Annotated in this window: 13 protein-coding genes and 1 tRNA gene; 8 read left to right on the top strand and 6 right to left on the bottom strand. The window is 72.4% G+C overall.

Features of this window, described 5'->3' with window-relative positions:
- Nucleotides 1-127 precede the first annotated feature (127 nt).
- Both ACFVFH_RS30280 and ACFVFH_RS30275 read right to left on the bottom strand, forming a co-directional pair.
- A complete protein-coding gene (locus ACFVFH_RS30280; RefSeq protein WP_383774402.1) occupies nucleotides 128-1,225 on the bottom strand; it encodes an LLM class flavin-dependent oxidoreductase in 1,098 nt (365 codons plus the stop codon).
- Nucleotides 1,226-1,461: 236 nt separating this feature from the next.
- The gene (locus ACFVFH_RS30275) at nucleotides 1,462-2,256 is read right to left on the bottom strand and encodes a decarboxylase (RefSeq protein WP_383774400.1); all 795 of its coding nucleotides are present in this window, start codon (nucleotides 2,254-2,256) and stop codon (nucleotides 1,462-1,464) included.
- 175 nt (nucleotides 2,257-2,431) lie between these two features.
- On the opposite strand from ACFVFH_RS30275, the gene ACFVFH_RS30270 reads away from it, so the two are divergent.
- The 8 genes from ACFVFH_RS30270 to ACFVFH_RS30235 all read left to right on the top strand — a co-directional run bounded on the left by ACFVFH_RS30270 (nucleotide 2,432) and on the right by ACFVFH_RS30235 (nucleotide 9,529).
- Nucleotides 2,432-3,391: a D-2-hydroxyacid dehydrogenase gene (locus ACFVFH_RS30270; protein WP_383774398.1), complete on the top strand. Its 960-nt coding sequence runs from the start codon at nucleotides 2,432-2,434 to the stop codon at nucleotides 3,389-3,391.
- Between the two features lie 254 nt (nucleotides 3,392-3,645).
- The gene (gene ehuB / locus ACFVFH_RS30265; RefSeq protein ID WP_383774396.1) at nucleotides 3,646-4,548 is read left to right on the top strand and encodes an ectoine/hydroxyectoine ABC transporter substrate-binding protein EhuB; all 903 of its coding nucleotides are present in this window, start codon (nucleotides 3,646-3,648) and stop codon (nucleotides 4,546-4,548) included.
- Nucleotides 4,549-4,567: 19 nt separating this feature from the next.
- Nucleotides 4,568-5,308, top strand: coding sequence for an ectoine/hydroxyectoine ABC transporter permease subunit EhuC (ehuC, locus tag ACFVFH_RS30260; protein WP_383774394.1), 741 nt, complete (start codon nucleotides 4,568-4,570; stop codon nucleotides 5,306-5,308).
- Nucleotides 5,305-5,946, top strand: coding sequence for an ectoine/hydroxyectoine ABC transporter permease subunit EhuD (gene ehuD, locus ACFVFH_RS30255; protein ID WP_383774392.1), 642 nt, complete (start codon nucleotides 5,305-5,307; stop codon nucleotides 5,944-5,946). Before ehuC ends, ehuD begins: the two co-directional genes overlap by 4 nt.
- Nucleotides 5,936-6,769, top strand: a complete 834-nt coding sequence (gene ehuA / locus ACFVFH_RS30250) for an ectoine/hydroxyectoine ABC transporter ATP-binding protein EhuA (RefSeq protein WP_383774390.1) — start codon at nucleotides 5,936-5,938, stop codon at nucleotides 6,767-6,769. The genes ehuD and ehuA overlap by 11 nt, the downstream gene beginning before the upstream one ends.
- A gap of 168 nt (nucleotides 6,770-6,937) precedes the next feature.
- Complete coding sequence (locus ACFVFH_RS30245) at nucleotides 6,938-7,696, top strand: IclR family transcriptional regulator (RefSeq protein ID WP_383774388.1); 759 nt, start codon at nucleotides 6,938-6,940, stop codon at nucleotides 7,694-7,696.
- A gap of 72 nt (nucleotides 7,697-7,768) precedes the next feature.
- Nucleotides 7,769-7,842, top strand: a tRNA-Lys gene (locus tag ACFVFH_RS30240).
- Between the two features lie 148 nt (nucleotides 7,843-7,990).
- Nucleotides 7,991-9,529 (top strand): MFS transporter, encoded by a 1,539-nt coding sequence (locus ACFVFH_RS30235; RefSeq protein WP_383774385.1) that lies wholly within the window; start codon nucleotides 7,991-7,993, stop codon nucleotides 9,527-9,529.
- A 29-nt stretch (nucleotides 9,530-9,558) separates the two neighbouring features.
- On the opposite strand, the gene ACFVFH_RS30230 is transcribed toward ACFVFH_RS30235, so the two are convergent.
- The 4 genes from ACFVFH_RS30230 to ACFVFH_RS30215 all read right to left on the bottom strand — a co-directional run bounded on the left by ACFVFH_RS30230 (nucleotide 9,559) and on the right by ACFVFH_RS30215 (nucleotide 14,934).
- On the bottom strand, nucleotides 9,559-11,298 hold the full coding sequence (locus tag ACFVFH_RS30230) for an AMP-binding protein (RefSeq protein ID WP_383774383.1): 1,740 nt from the start codon (nucleotides 11,296-11,298) through the stop codon (nucleotides 9,559-9,561).
- Nucleotides 11,299-11,324: 26 nt separating this feature from the next.
- Nucleotides 11,325-11,915, bottom strand: a complete 591-nt coding sequence (locus tag ACFVFH_RS30225; RefSeq protein ID WP_383774381.1) for a lytic polysaccharide monooxygenase — start codon at nucleotides 11,913-11,915, stop codon at nucleotides 11,325-11,327.
- A 159-nt stretch (nucleotides 11,916-12,074) separates the two neighbouring features.
- The gene (locus tag ACFVFH_RS30220; RefSeq protein WP_383774379.1) at nucleotides 12,075-13,577 is read right to left on the bottom strand and encodes an SPFH domain-containing protein; all 1,503 of its coding nucleotides are present in this window, start codon (nucleotides 13,575-13,577) and stop codon (nucleotides 12,075-12,077) included.
- A gap of 25 nt (nucleotides 13,578-13,602) precedes the next feature.
- Nucleotides 13,603-14,934: a peptidoglycan-binding protein gene (locus ACFVFH_RS30215; protein WP_383774377.1), complete on the bottom strand. Its 1,332-nt coding sequence runs from the start codon at nucleotides 14,932-14,934 to the stop codon at nucleotides 13,603-13,605.
- Nucleotides 14,935-15,036: the final 102 nt, after the last annotated feature.

Genomic DNA, 15,036 nt, shown 5'->3' with positions numbered 1-15,036 from the left:
CCGCGCGGGCGGGGCGCGCGGGGGCCGGCCGGGGGGCGCCGCGGGGGGGCGGGCGGCGGGGGCCCCCCCGCTGCTGGGGGCGCGGGGGCCCCCCCCCCCCCCCCCCCCCCCCCCCCCACGACCGGGATCAGCGCGTGGGCAGTCCGTAGGCGTCCGCGATCAGCTCGTAGCTGTGCAGCCTGGCCTCGCCGCCGTGGGCGTTGGCGGTGATCATGAGCTCGTCGGCGCCGGTGCGCTTGGCCAGGTCGTCGAGGCCGGTGCGGACCTGGTCCGCCGTGCCGTGGACGATGTTGGCGAGCCAGCCGTCGACGAACTCCCGCTCCATGGGGCTGAAGGCATACGCCTCCGCCTCCTCGGGCGTCGGGACCAGGCCGGGGCGGCCGGTGCGCAGCCGCACCATGGACAGGGCGCCGGAGAGCACCTGGCGGCGGGCCTCGCGCTCGTCGTCGGCGGCCAGGGCCGCGACACCGATCAGGGCGTACGGGGCGTCGAGCACCGCGGACGGGCGGAACGACTCGCGGTAGAGGTCGAGCGCCGGAATCGTGTTCTGGGCCGAGAAGTGGTGGGCGAAGGCGAAGGGCAGGCCGAGCACCCCGGCCAGCCGGGCGCTGAAGCCGGAGGAACCGAGCAGCCAGAGCGGCGGGCGGGCGGGTGGCTGGACGCCGCCCTCGGCCGTGGCCTGGACGGGTCCGGGGACCGCGTGGATCCGGGCGTAGGGGTGACCGTCGGGGAAGTCGTCGTCCAGGAACCGGGTGAGCTCGGCGAGCTGCTGCGGGAAGTCGTCCGCGCCCTCGTTGAGCCGGTCGGTGCGGCGCAGCGCGGCGGCCGTCGCGCCGTCGGTGCCGGGGGCACGGCCGAGGCCGAGGTCGATCCGGCCCGGGGCCATGGCCTCCAGGGTGCCGAACTGTTCCGCGATGACGAGCGGGGCGTGGTTGGGGAGCATCACGCCGCCGGAGCCGAGCCTGATGCGCTCGGTGCGGGCGGCGAGGTGGGCCAGGATCACGGCCGGGGAGGAGGAGGCGACGCCGGGCATGGAGTGGTGCTCGGCGACCCAGTAGCGGTGGAATCCGCGCCGCTCGGCGAGTTGCGCGATGTCCACGCTCGTGCGCAGCGCCTGGGTGGCGGTGCGGCCCTGCCCCACGGTCACCAGGTCGAGCACGGAGAGCGGCACACCGGCCGTCCCTTCCGCCCTGCCTCGGATCTCGTCGCCTCGAATCTCGTCCACGTCCTGGCCTCTTTCGGTGGTGCGCCTGCGTCCGGCTCGTACGTCCTCAGCGCGTAACAGGAGGTGGTCTCCGTTTTATTCCCGGCCGCTTCGTCCCCGGCCGTTCATTCCCGGCCGCTTCGTCCCCGGCCGTTTATTCCCGGCCGCTTCGTCCCCGGCCGCCGCCGCGGGGCCTCCGCCGGGCGGGGTCCCCCGCGCGGGGCCGTTGCGGGGTCGCCCGGACCCGGCCCGCCGGGCTACTTCGCGGGCCGTCCGCGCGGGCGGCCGTGGGCGCGTTCCCGGCCCGCGCCCCAGGCGGCCACCGGGGCGGGCGGCGCCTCCCGGTCGGCGAAGAGCCTGCCCAGCGCCGGGGACCACGCGCGGCGCCCGGCCAGCCGCAGCCCCTCCCGGACGGTGACCTGGTTCCCGGTGAGGACGGGTTTGCCGAGGAGTTCCTCCAGCTCCGCCTGGTGCCCGGCGGTGTGCAGCGCCGTGTCGGGCAGCAGCACCGCGTCCGCCTCCGGCCGGTCGGCGGCCGTGACGAGTTCCTTCACCCGGCCCAGGTCCCGGGCGGCGGCCTCGGTGGCCGATCCGAGGGGTTCGGCATGGACCGCGGCCACCTCGACGCCCCCGGCGCGCAGGAAGTCGGCGAACAGCCCGGTGAGGCGCTCGGGGTAGCCGGAGGCGACGGCGACCCGCCGGGCGCCCAGCTCCCGTACCGCGTGGACGAAGCCGAGCGAGGTGCTGGAGGCGGGCACGCCGACCGCCCGCGCCAGGGTGGCGCCCTGTTCATGGGCGCCCTCCCAGCCGTAGAGGAAGCTGCCGCCGCCGCTCGCCCAGACGACCGACTCGACGCCCGCGCGCTGGAGCTCCTCCACCCCGGCGGCCAGGCGCTCGGGGGCTCCGGTGCGCGTCAGCGCGTCGGCCGTGTAGGCGTCCTCGTCGACATCGGTGCGGTGGACGACCAGCCTGACGGCGTCGAGCAAGACCTCCATCCGCGGGAAGTCGTCCTCCGCGCCATGGCCCGGGTAGAGAATTCCGACGGTCGTCATGTCACCTTCCCGTTCCGTCCGGGGCGCGGCGGAACGGCCCGCGCCCGTCCATCCCGTTCCCTACCAGTATTCCCCCATATGGCATGACTCCCGAGGTGCCCTGTTGACGGCTCCGGGGCCGGGTGCGAGCGTGGTCAATCCGCACATCCCAGAGGCAGCGGAGCGACGGTCCCCCATGTCAGTGCCCACCCTGCTCGTCCTGGACACCGACCCGTCGCCGCGGCTCGGCCGGCTGACCGGGCGGGCCCGGATCCGGTACACGGACGCGGCCGGACTCGCCGCGCGGCTCCCGACGGCCGATGTGCTGCTGGTGTGGGACTTCACCTCCGACGCGGTACGGGCCGCCTGGCCCGGCGACGGACCGCGTCCGGCCTGGGTGCACACGGCGAGCGCGGGCGTGGACCGGCTGCTCTGCCCGGAGCTGACGGCCTCCGGCACGGTGCTGACCAACGCCCGGGGCGTCTTCGAGCGGCCGATCGCCGAGTACGTGACCGGTCTGGTGCTGGCGTTCGCCAAGGATCTCCCCGGCACGCTGGACCTCCAGCGGCGGCGGCAGTGGCGCCACCGCGAGAGCACCCGGCTCGCGGGCAGCCGCGCGGTGGTCGTCGGGGCGGGCCCGATCGGGCGGGAGATCACCCGGCTGCTGATCGCGCTGGGCGTCCAGGTGGCGCTCGTGGGGCGCACGGCGCGGCGCACCATCCACGGCCCCGAGGACCTGGACCGGCTGACCGCCCTGGCCGACTGGGTGATCTGCGCGGCTCCGCTGACCGAGTCGACCCGCGCGATGTTCGACGCCCGGTTCTTCGGGCTGATGCAGCCCTCGGCCCGCTTCATCAACGTGGGGCGCGGACCGATGGTCGTCGAGGACGATCTGGCCGAGGCCCTGCGCAGACGGTGGATCGCGGGCGCGGCACTCGACGTCTTCGAGCGGGAACCGCTGGAGCCGGAGAGCCCCCTGTGGGACGTACCGGATCTGATCGTGTCCCCGCACATGAGCGGGGACACCGCGGGCTGGCGGGACCGGCTGAGCGAGCAGTTCGTGGCGATGTTCGAACTCTGGGCGGCCGGGGAGCCGCTGCCCAACGTCGTGGACAAGCAACGCGGTTACGTCCCCGTGCGGGAGCCCGGCGAGTGACCCGCCCCGGTCCGGTCCGCCGACCGCACCGCCCGCCGGCCACCGTCCAGGCCACTGACTGACCGTCACCACGACGTGTGCGTACGGGCGATGGGCCCGGCGGCAGCCACCCGCCGCACATCCGGACAGAACACGGGAAGGTCACCTTCCGGACACCGTTCTATTACATGCGGCCGTCTCCTGCATAGACGTACCGGATCGGGCAGGCGCTCACCCTGTCCGGACTGTTCGACCCCTCCAGGAGATTGCGAACCATGGCTGACTTCACGAATCTGTCCCGCCGGGGCTTTCTGAACCGATCGGCAGCCGTGGGCGGACTGCTCGTCGTTCCCGGTCTGCTCTCCGCGTGCAGCAAGACCGACGCGGGTTCCGCGGACGGGGCGGGGGCGCTCGACAAGCTCCGCAAGCAGGGCTTCGTCCGGGTCGCGTACGCCAACGAGGCCCCGTACGGCTATCTGGAGGGCAAGCAGCTCAAGGGCGAGGCGCCGACCCTGCACCGGGAGATCTTCAAGGCGCTCGGTGTCGACGAGCTGAGGCCCACGCTCTCCGAGTGGGACGGCCTGATCCCCGGGCTCCAGGCGGGCAAGTACGACGTGGTCAGCGCCGGGATGGCTATCACCCCCGAGCGCTGCGCCAACGCCCTCTTCTCCGAACCGGAGTTCATCTCCCCCACCGCCCTGATGGTCAGGAAGGGCAACCCGAAGAAGGTCACCGACCTGGCGTCCGCGAAGGCCGCCGGGATCACCGTCGGCGTGATGTCGGGCGCCGTCGAGGCCAAGTACGCCGAGGGGGCGGGCATCCCCGGCGGCAAAATCAAGACGTTGCAGAAGCCGCAGGACGGAGCCGACGCGGTCAAGGGCGGCCGGATCGACGCGTTCCTGCTCACCGGGATCTCGCTGCGCTGGCTGGCGAAGACCAACCCGGACACCGAGGTGACCGACGCCTTCCTGCCGGAGCTGGACGGCACCAAGCAGTACAGCCCCGGCGGCGCCGTCTTCCGCAAGGGCAACGAGGACCTGCGGGACGCCTTCAACCGCGAGCTGAAGAAGATCGTCGCGGACCGGTCGCGCTATGTGGGCCTGCTCCAGGAGTACGGCTTCGGGGCCTCCGAGCTCCCCCCGGCCACCTTGAAGACGGCCGCTCTGTGCAAGGGCTGACGGGGACGGACCGCACCGCATGAGTGACTTCTTCTCCGCCTTCGTCGACGATCTGCCGCAGCTGCGCTCCGGGTTGTGGGTGACTCTCCAGGCCACCGTCCTGGGCGCGCTGGCCGCCCTGTTCCTGTCGTTCGTCCTCGGCCTGATGTCGGTCTCCCGGCCGCTGGTGCTGCGCGGGGTGTCGCGCGTGGTCGTGGAGTTCTTCCGCGGCACCTCGCTCTACATCCAGCTGTTCTGGCTCTACTACGCGATGCCGACCCTGACGGGGTACGAGCTGGACCCGCTGCTCTGCGGTGTCGTCGCCTTCGGTCTCAACTACGGCGCGTACGGCGCCGAGGTGGTGCGCGGGGCGATCGGTTCCGTGCCGCGCGGCCAGTACGAGGCGGCCGTCGCACTGAACATGTCGCCGCTGCACCGGATGCGCAAGGTGATCCTTCCGCAGGCCTGGGTGCAGATGATCCCGTCCTTCACCAATCTGCTGATCCAGCTGCTGAAGTGCACCCCGCTGCTCTGGCTGATCTCCGCCGCCGACCTGATGACCGTGGTCCAGCAGCTGCGCGACCGCACCGGTGAGACGCTCACCGCGTATCTCACCCTGCTGGCCGTCTACTTCGTGCTGGCCTACGCGCTGACCCTGCTGATGAACCTGCTGGAGCGGAGCGCCAAACGGCGGCTCGGGCTGCACACCGGCGCGGGCTCGCTGCTGCGCAGCCGCAGCGCCACCGAGGCCGTCGCCTCGACGGCGGGAGGTGCCCGGTGAACGGCTTCGACTGGAACGCGGCCGGGGACGCCCTGCCCCTGCTGCTCGGGGGCTTCCGGACCACCCTGCTGGCGACCGTCCTCGGTACGCTCGTCGCCGCCGTCCTGGGGCTGGCCATCGCGGTCGCCGGACGGGCCCCGAGCAAGTGGGTGACGGTGCCGGTGCGGGTGGTGATGGAGTTCATCCGGTCCACCCCGCTGCTCGTCCAACTGGTCGGCGCGGCCGCCCTGTTCAGCTCGGTCGAGCCGCTGACCATCGGCATCGTGGTGCTGGGCGTCCACTACGCCACGTACACCTCCGAGGTGTACCGCGCCGGGATCGACGGCGTGCCGAAGGGGCAGTGGGAGGCCTGCCGGGCGCTCTCGCTCGGGCCCCGGCGGACCTGGCAGGCCGTGATCCTGCCGCAGGCGGTGCGCAATGTGCTGCCCGCGCTCGGCAACTACGCGATCTCGATGTTCAAGGAGACCCCGTTCCTCGCCGTGATCACGGTGCAGGAAATGGTCTTCGAGGCCCGGAAGTACGGCGCCGACCACTTCGCGTACACCGAGGCATTCACCCTCGCCGGCCTGGCCTTCCTGGTCGCGAGCTACCCCACCTCGCTCCTGATGAGAAAGCTGGAGAAGCGCCTTGGCCACTGAACCACTCCCCCTGGACGCCGTGCCGGCCGTCGTGCCCGGAGCCGCGCCGGAGACCGGCCCGCCGCTGGTCCGCTTCGACGACGTCGTGAAGCGGTACGGCGACCATGTCGTGCTCGACCGGCTGAACTTCTCGGTACGACGCGGCGAGCACGTCACGCTGATCGGTCCCAGCGGCTCGGGCAAGACCACCATCCTGCGGCTGCTGATGACGCTGGAGAAGGTCAGCGACGGTGTGATCTGGGTGGACGGCAGTCCGTTGTCCCACGTCGCGGCGGCCGACGGATCACTGAGACCCGCGAGCGAGAAGCACCTGCGCGAGGCCCGGAAGAAGATCGGCATGGTCTTCCAGCAGTTCAACCTCTTCCCGAACATGAAGGTGCTGCAGAACATCACCGAGGCCCCGGTCAACGTACTGGGCATGGAGCGCGCCGAAGCGGAGGAGCGGGCCCGCGAACTGCTCGATCTGGTGGGGCTCTCGGGGAAGACCGACGCGCATCCGTCCCAGCTCTCCGGCGGTCAGCAGCAGCGGGTGGCGATCGCCCGCGCGCTGGCGATGCGCCCGGAGATCCTGCTGCTGGACGAGGTGACGTCGGCGCTCGACCCGGAGCTGGTGGCGGGGGTGCTGGACCTGCTGAGCGACATCGCCAGGAACACCGACATCACCATGGTCTGCGTGACCCATGAGATGAACTTCGCCCGGGACGTCTCGAAGAAGGTACTCATGTTCGATGCGGGACGTGTGATCGAATCCGGGCCGCCGGAAAAAATGTTCACCGATCCGGAGCACGCACGCACCCGCGCGTTCCTCGACGCGGTGCTGTGACCTCGCCACTCGTCGCCCGACAGTGACGCAGACATATGCCGGACGGATGCGCCCCAGCTCACGTCGGCGGGGCGCTCCGCCGGGTCGCCGCACAGCCGCCCGCGCGGGCGACCTCGGCGGCTATCGTGAGGACGGAGCTTGCGGTCACAACCTGGCAGGGGGGAAGCCGTGGCGTCGAAGCCCGAACCGACCGCACCGTTCCATACGGTGCAGTACGCCCTTCGCGTTCTCGAAACGGTCGCCGAGCACGGCGACGGTGTGACGGCCGCCCAGATCTCCCGGGAGACGGGACTGCCCCTCGGCCCCCTCTCCCCGCTGCTGCTGACCCTGCGCCGCGAGGGCCATGTGGAGCAGGTCACCGACGGCGCGTACGTCATCGGCTCCTCGCTCCTGCTGATCGGTTCCGGACCGGCCCGGCGGCAGGCCCTGGAGGCCAGGCTCCAGCAGACCCTGGCGCAGCTGCGCGACTCGGTCGGCGCGGCGGTCTACATCAGCCGGTACGTGGACGGCGAGATCCGGGTCACGCAGTACGCCGACGGCCCGCGCACCCCCGCGGTCAACGAGTGGGTGGACTTCCGGTCCGCCGCGCACGCCTCCGCGGTCGGCAAGTGCCTGCTGGCCCAGCTCGACCGGGACGGCCGCCGCGACCACATCTCGCGCCACCGCACGCCCCGGCTCACCTCGCGGACGATCACCAACGAGAAGGTGCTCTTCTCCAAGCTGGACAGCCAGCCCGCGACGGTCCCGGTGCTCGATCTCCAGGAGTACGCGGTCGGGACGGTGTGCGCGGCGGTGCCGCTGACCGCCGGGGCGTCGGCGGGCTGCCTGGCGCTGTCGCTGCCCGTCGAGGACGCGCACCGGCTGCGCGCGGCGGCGGAGACCCTGAACCGGCGGGCGGCGCCGGTCCTCCTGTCGATGGCGCTCTAGCCGCGCCGGGGGCCGTCCGGCAGGGGTGTCATCAGCACCCCTCGGGAGCAGGTATTATTTTCGAGTCAGCAGGCGCCGCTAGCTCAGTTGGTTAGAGCAGCTGACTCTTAATCAGCGGGTCCGGGGTTCGAGTCCCTGGCGGCGCACAGACAACGCACTGGGCGGTTCACGTACACACGTGGACCGCCCAGTGCGTTTTGTGCTGCCCTCAGGAACAGACGAGCGTCTTAGACATCCGTATGTTTTACACAGGCGTACTAGACAAGCGTTTTAAACAGCCGTACATTCCTTGGCATGACGAACGCAACGAGCACCACCGCCGAGCGCGGCCCCCTCGCCGGTCGCCGGGAATGGACCGCCTTCACGGTCCTCCTGCTCCCTCTCCTCCTCGTCTCGATGGACATCTCCGTCCTCTTCTTCGCGATCCCGGCCATCGACCGGGACCTCGCCCCCAGCGCCACCCAGCAGCTCTGGATCTTCGATGTGTACGCCTTCGCCCTGGCGGGGCTGCTCATCACGATGGGATCGCTCGGCGACCGGATCGGCCGTCGCAAGCTGCTCCTCCTGGGCGCGGTCGCGTTCAGTGCCGCGTCCGTCGCCGCCGCGTACGCCACCAGTCCCGAGATGCTGATCGGGGCCCGCGCCCTGCTCGGGATCGGCGGGGCGACGCTGATGCCGTCGACCATGGGCCTGGTGCGGAACATGTTCCGTGACGAGCGGCAGCGCGGCCGGGCCGTGGGCATCTGGTCGGGGGCCATGGCGGGCGGGATCGCGCTCGGCTCGGTGCTCAGCGGGGTCATGCTGGAGCACTTCTGGTGGGGCTCCGTCTTTCTGATCAACGTGCCGGCGATGGTGCTGCTGCTGGTCCTGGTGCCGGTGCTGGTCCCGGAGTTCAAGGACCCGGAGCCCGGCCGGTTCGACTTCCTGAGCGTGCCGCTGTCGATGGGCGCCGTGCTGCCGGTCGTCTACGGCATCAAGGAGAGCGCCGCGCACGGGCTCGACGTACGCAACGGCCTGATCATCGCCGCCGGGCTGCTCGTCGGCTGGTTCTTCGTCCGGCGCCAGCGCCGCCACACCGACGCGATGATCAGCCGGGAACTCTTCCGCGACCGCCGTTTCTCGGTGGGCATCGGGCTGAATGCCCTGGCCGCGTTCGCGATGATGGGCGCCTCCTTCTTCACCACGCAGTACCTCCAGTCGGTGCTCGGCATGGGCACGATGGAGGCGGCGCTGTGGAGCCTGGCCCCGTCGCTGGCGGTGGGCGCCGCGGCCCCGACGGCCACGGCGGTCGCCGAGCGGACCGACCGTGCGCGGGTGATCTGCGCCGGCTTCGTCATCGCCGCCGCCGGTTACGCCGTCCTCTCCCTGACCGGTACGGACTCCCTGGCGCTGCTGCTCGTCGGCTGCGCCGTGATGAGCTGCGGCATCGTCACCGTGATGGCGCTCGTCTCGGACCTGGCGCTGGCCACGGCCCCGACGGCGAAGGCCGGTTCGGCGGCCTCGCTGCTGGAGACCGGCCAGGAGTTCGGCGGGGCGACGGGGATGGCCCTGCTGGGCGCGGTGGCCACCGCGATCTACACCGCGGACATGCCGGACTCCGCTCCCGAGACCGCCCGCAAGACGCTGGCCGGTGCGGTGGCCACGGGCGACGGCTCGCTGATCACCGTCGGCCGGGAGGCGTTCGTGCACAGCATGCACTACGCCTCGGTGACGGGGGCCGCGCTGCTCCTGGTGGGCGCGGTGCTGGCCGCGACGCTGCTGCGGAGGTCCGCGGCAGGGGAGACGGCCGCGGCGGAGAGGGCCGCGCGGGAGGAACTGGCCCTGACGAACTAGGACTTCCGTGCGGACCGGGCCGGGTCGGATCAGGTCGTACCTGATCCGGCCCGGCCCGGTCCGTACGAGGCGCCCCGGGAGTCCTGCTCCTTTCGCCCCGTCGCCGCCGCGTCCCCGCCCGGCAGTGGTGTCCCCCGCGCCCCGTACTCGTCCAGCAGGGCGGCCAGCCGCTCGGCGCCGAGCGGGGCGTAGCCGCCGTCCGGGGCCCGCCGCCACACGGGCCCCCCGGACCAGAACCCCTCCCGGCGCAGCCCCACCCGGTGCACCTTGTTCGTCGCCGTCACCGGCATCACCGGGACGATCCGTACGAAGGCGGGGGCCATCTTCGTGCCCAGGTCCGTCTGCGCCGCGAGGAACGCGGTGAAGGCGGCCGGGTCGAAGGCGGCCCCCTCGCGCAGTGCCAGCGCCGCCATCACCTGGTCCCCGGCGACCGGGTCGGGCACCGCGTACACCGCCACGGCCGCCGCCTCGGCCCAGCGGGCCAGGATGTTCTCGATCATCGCGGCGGCCAGGTTCTCGCTGTCCACCCGCAGCCGGTCGTCGGTGCGGCCCGCGAAGTAGAGGAAGCCCTCGGCGTCGCGGAAGAAGAGGTCCCCGGTCCAGTACCAGCCGCCGCGCACCCGCTCCGCGTCCGCCCGCTCGTTGCGCCAGTAGCCCTCGAAGGGGGTGCGCCCCCGGTTGACCAGTTCCCCGATCGCCTCGGCCCCGTTGGTCAGCCGGCCGGTCCCGTCGAAGACCGCGGTGGCCCGTTCCTCGCCGGTCTCCGGGTCCACGACCGCGAGATCGTCACCGGCCGACGCCCGCCCGATCGCCCGCGCCGGGGTGTCCCCGGTCCGCTGGATCGCCGCGCCGCCCTCGGAGGAGCCGTACCCCTCGACCAGCCGCACCCCGAACCGCTCCCGGAACCGGGCCGCGTCCACCGCGCCCGCCTCGGTGCCGAAGCCCAGCCGGAGCGGGTGCTCGCGGTCGTCCGGGCGCTCGGGGGTGGCCAGCAGATACTGCACCGCGCGGCCGACATAGGTGAAGTAGGTCGCGCCGTGCGCCCGTACGTCGTCGAGGAACCCGGAGGCCGAGAAGCGGCGGCGCAGCGCGACGGCGGCCCCGCCGGCCAGCGCGGGCGCCCAGTCGGCGATCACCGCGTTGCCGTGGAACATCGGCATACAGATGTAGTGGACGTCCTCGCGCCGGACGCCGAAGTGGTCGACGAGCGACCGGCCGGCCGCCGCCAGCCGCCCCTGGGTGCAGATCGCGGCCTTGGGGGCGCCGGTGGAGCCGGAGGTGAAGTAGAGCAGCATCCGGGTCGCGGGGCCGATGCCCGGCCGGACCGCGTCGCCCGGCTCGGCCCCGGCGTACGGGGCGAGGAGTCCGGCGTACGCGTCGGTGTCGGTCACCAGCATCCGGACGCCCGGGAGGTCCAGGCCGTCGAGCAGCGGCAGATGGGCGCGTTCGGTGACCAGGACCTGGCAGTCGGTGTGCCGGATGTCGCGGGCCAGCTCGGCACCGCGCCTGGTGGGGTTGATACCGGCCACGGCGGCCCCGGCCAGGGCCGCCGCGCTCAACCAGAGTGGAAATTCAGGGGTGTTGTCCAGCAGCACCCCGATGTGCGGTTCGCCGTCCGCCGACAGCAGATCCGCCAGGAGCGCGGCCCGCGCGGCAGCGCCCGAGGCGACCTGGTGATGAGTGAGGACGGTGTCCCGATGTCTCAGTCCGGGCCGGTGGTCGCCCCATTGGCGCTGTACGAGCTCCGCTACGGTGCCTGCGCTCCTCATGGCGCCGCACGGTAACTGACTATGCGTCAGAACTGAACATCGGAGCAGGCGTAGAACGCGTTCCCCGTGTCGGCGATGTTCCAGACGCTCAGGATGATGTGCTTCCCGCTCTTCTGGGTGGGGATGGTGCCCTGCTGGGTCAGGGTCGCCGGCGGCTGCTTGCCGCCGTACGGCACCGTCATGAAGGGCTGCGACTCCAGGGCGGCCCTGGTGAGCGGCTTGGTGGGGTCCCAGCCGTCCTTGGTGATGTAGTAGCGGAAGTCCGTCGTCGCGTGGCGCGCGGTGAACTGCCAGCGGAAGTTGAAGCCCTGGCCGCCGGTGACCTGGGTGGCGGGCCAGTTGCCGCCGCGCGGGTCGTCGAGCTGGGCGAACTCTCCATGACCGCCGGAGCAGATCGAGCCGTCCGCCGGACCCGCCGCCGGGAAGCCCTTCGGGCCCTCGACGCTCTGCGGCTCCCACTGGATGTTGCCGCAGCCCGTCACGGTGCCGTTGGCACAGAGCTTCTGACGGCTGATGGGGTTGTCGGTGTAGCCGTGGCTGCTGGCACTGCTCGTCGCGAACATCGAGACGCCCGCGATTGCCAGGCCGACCACGGCCGCGCTTGCCCTTTTACGCATTGCTGTCGCTCCTCAAGAACGTGGGGGAGGTTCCATGAGCTGTGCTGCACGCGTGTCCTGCGGTCTAGACCAAGACTTAGATTATTGACGGGATATGAACATGTCCAGACCAATGAGAACTGGATTCCGCTTGACCGGACCGCCCGCCCCGTGCGTCCCTCAGGCCCCCTCTCCGCCGCTGCGTCCGGTGTAGAAGGCCACCGTCAAGTCCTTGACCAGGCACTTGCGTTCGTAGTCGTCCAGCTCCACCAGGCCCCGCGCGGTCAGTCGGCTGACCGTGTCGTCGACCGCGTCGACCACCGAAGTCAAGACACTGTCGCGGTGTTTGGCGTCGATGGCCGCGATCCGGCGGCGCTGCATCGCCGCGGCGACCTCCGGCGCGTACTCGATGCCGGTCGGCTGCGCCGAGTACACCTCGATGCCCACGGGCTCGCAGTCCGCCTTCAGCATCCGGGTCAGCGCGTCGCCGACAGCCTCGGCGTTGCGCAGGGTGTGCGCGTCCTCGTGGAAGGCGTCGGCGGGCAGCTGCGAGAGCACCCTGGCCATCGCCGCCTCGACCTGCTCGCGCAGATACTCCTCGTGGTCGGCGACCCCGAGCGCCGCCCGCGCCGTGTCCGCGATCCGCCACACCACGAGGACGACGACGCGCAGCGCCGTGCCGTTGGCGTCCACGGCGGGAAGCGGCTCGCTGCGCCAGTGCCGCAGCCGTACGTCGATCCGGCGGCGCAGCAGCAGCGGGCTGATCCACATCAGCCCGGTCCGCCGCACGCTCCCCCGGTACTCGCCGAAGAGCGTCAGCACCCAGGCGTACCCCACGCGTCCGCGGCTCAGGCCGCCGAGCGCGAAGAGCACCAGCGAGATCAGCGCGGCGAGCGCCGCCCAGGCACCGAGCCCGATCCCGTCGTACGGGCGGGGAACGATCCCGAAGCGGGCGAGCGCGGCGGCGGGCAGCACACCGGTCCACCAGAGCACGGCGCCGCCCCCGGCGACCCCGGTCGACGCGGTGAACAGCGCCAGCCAGCCGGGGAGCGCGGGCCCCGGCCGCTCGGTGAGGCGCGGGTCGCCGACCGGTGCCGGGCGCGTCGGGGGCCGTACCTGCGGCCCCCTCGGCGAGGGCGGCCGCCGCGCCCCCACCGACGGGCGGCCGCCCGCGGCTCCCCGCCCCGGCCCCCCGGCCGGCAGCGCGGCCGCGTCGGCCCGCGCGGCGTCCTCGCGGAAGAGCAGGTGGACGGGGATGGTCGCGGTCCGCTCGTTGGCGATGACCGCCTGGCGCCGCCCGGTCCCCCACGGCGTGCCGCCGGACCGCCCGCCCCCGTCGCCGCCGGAGACGGGGAGGGAGTCGAAGACGGTCTCGGGGGCCGTACGGGCCGAGGGCGAGGACGGGATGACGGCCGCGGCCCCCGGCACCGACACCGAGGCCGAGGTAGCGCCGAAGACGGAGTCCGGCTCCTCGCCGGGGACCAGGTCCAGCACCAGATCGACCACGGAGTCCGGTCCGCCGCCCGGTTCGGGCCCCGCCCCCGTACCCGGACCGCCGCCCTCCCGTCCGGGCGGCACCACCCGGCCCGCTCCGCCGGCCCCGGCCGGCTCCCGCCCCCGCTCCCCCTTCTCCGGCCTTCCGTTCTCCGGGGTCCCGGAGCTGTCCGACACCGTGGATCGCATACCCGCCTCCGTCATGTCCGTCGTGTCACCCGAAGAGTCGCCGCCAGGTCTCCGGGCCGGGGTAGCCGTCGGCCGCTCCGCCCCGCCAGCCCTGAGCCCGTTGGAAGGCCTCGACATTGCGCCGGTCCGCCTCGGTCCACCGGGGTCCGGGTCCCGAGGTGTAGTACGTGCCGAAACCCTTCTTCACCAACTGCTTGCCGAGCCTGTCGACATGGCTGTTGGACTGTCCGGGCCGGAAAAGACCCCGCCCGGGGAACTTCGCATCCGCGTTCGGATCGCTGTGACCGGCCGGCTTTCCGTTCCTGTCGCCGCTTCCGCCGCCGGGGATGTCACGGCCGGTGCCGGACGCCAGCAGCCGCCAGGTGGCGGGGCCGGGGATGCCGTCCGCCTCCTTGCCCTTCCAGCCCTGGGCCTTCTGGAACGCCTGGGTCGCGCGCCGGTCGGCGTCGCCCCAGCCCGGCCCGGGGCCGACCGTGTAGAAGCGCTTGCCGCCCCGGCCCACGAGCATCCTGCCGAGCTGGGTGACGTAGGCGTTGCTGACGCCGGGGCCGAACTTCCCGGCGCCCGGGAACCCCGTCGACGACGAGCCGCCGCCCGCGCTCGCGCCGCTGAGGCCCTTGTAGCGGTACGCGACATAGCTGCCGGAGTTGCTCCAGTACGCCATGGGCGTCGTCTGCTTGCGGGTGTGCGGCTTCGTCTGCTCGTACGCCGTGTAGTGGGAGTGCGTGTAGTCGGTCCAGCCGCCGAAGATCGTGACGTGCGATCCCTTCGAGGGGTCGGCCGGGTTGTGGAAGAGCAGGATGTCTCCGGGCTGGAGCTCCGCCCGCGAGATCCGCGTCCCGAACGCGGCGAGACTGCCGGTCCACTCGTTGCCCGGAAGGTTCCAGGCCATCGACACGAACCCGGAGCAGTCCTGCCGGTAGCCGTCGTTCCAGTACTTGACCATGCTGTACGGAACTTGCGCCGACACCCACTTCTTCGCGCGGTTGATGATCTCGGCCCGGCTGGTCGTGCGCAGCTTGGGCGTGGTCGTCGTGGTCGAGGGCGGTCCGGAGGCACCGCCGCCGCGCAGCGGTCCGGGCCCGCCCTGCGGGCTGTCCCCGCTCGTGTCCTTCCGGGCGGCCCCGGCCGCCTCCGCGACCCGGTCGCCCGGCGCGCCCACCGCCTCGGCGGCGCCGGTGCTCAGCACCACACCGGCGGCGGTGGCCAGCACCAGGGCGCGGCGTGCGCCGTGTGCGGCCGGATGACCTCCGTACCGCACGGGCAGAGCACCGGCGGCGGTCCGCCGCTGCGCGGCGCACCCCGCACAGGCGCAGTCGATGGCGGGCACGTACTCCTCGAAAGCCGGCACAGTCATGCGATTCCCCTCCGCACTCGTCAAGATCTTTGGGCGCATCTGCACGGGCGCCAGTGTCTCAACTCTCCTGACATATCGCATTTTGACGGACAGAAGTGAAAA

This window comes from Streptomyces sp. NPDC057697, from assembly GCF_042799335.1.
Classification (GTDB): Bacteria; Actinomycetota; Actinomycetes; order Streptomycetales; family Streptomycetaceae; genus Streptomyces.
The sequence above is the reverse complement of the archived record's forward strand: the minus strand, read 5'-3'. Positions and strand labels throughout refer to the sequence as shown.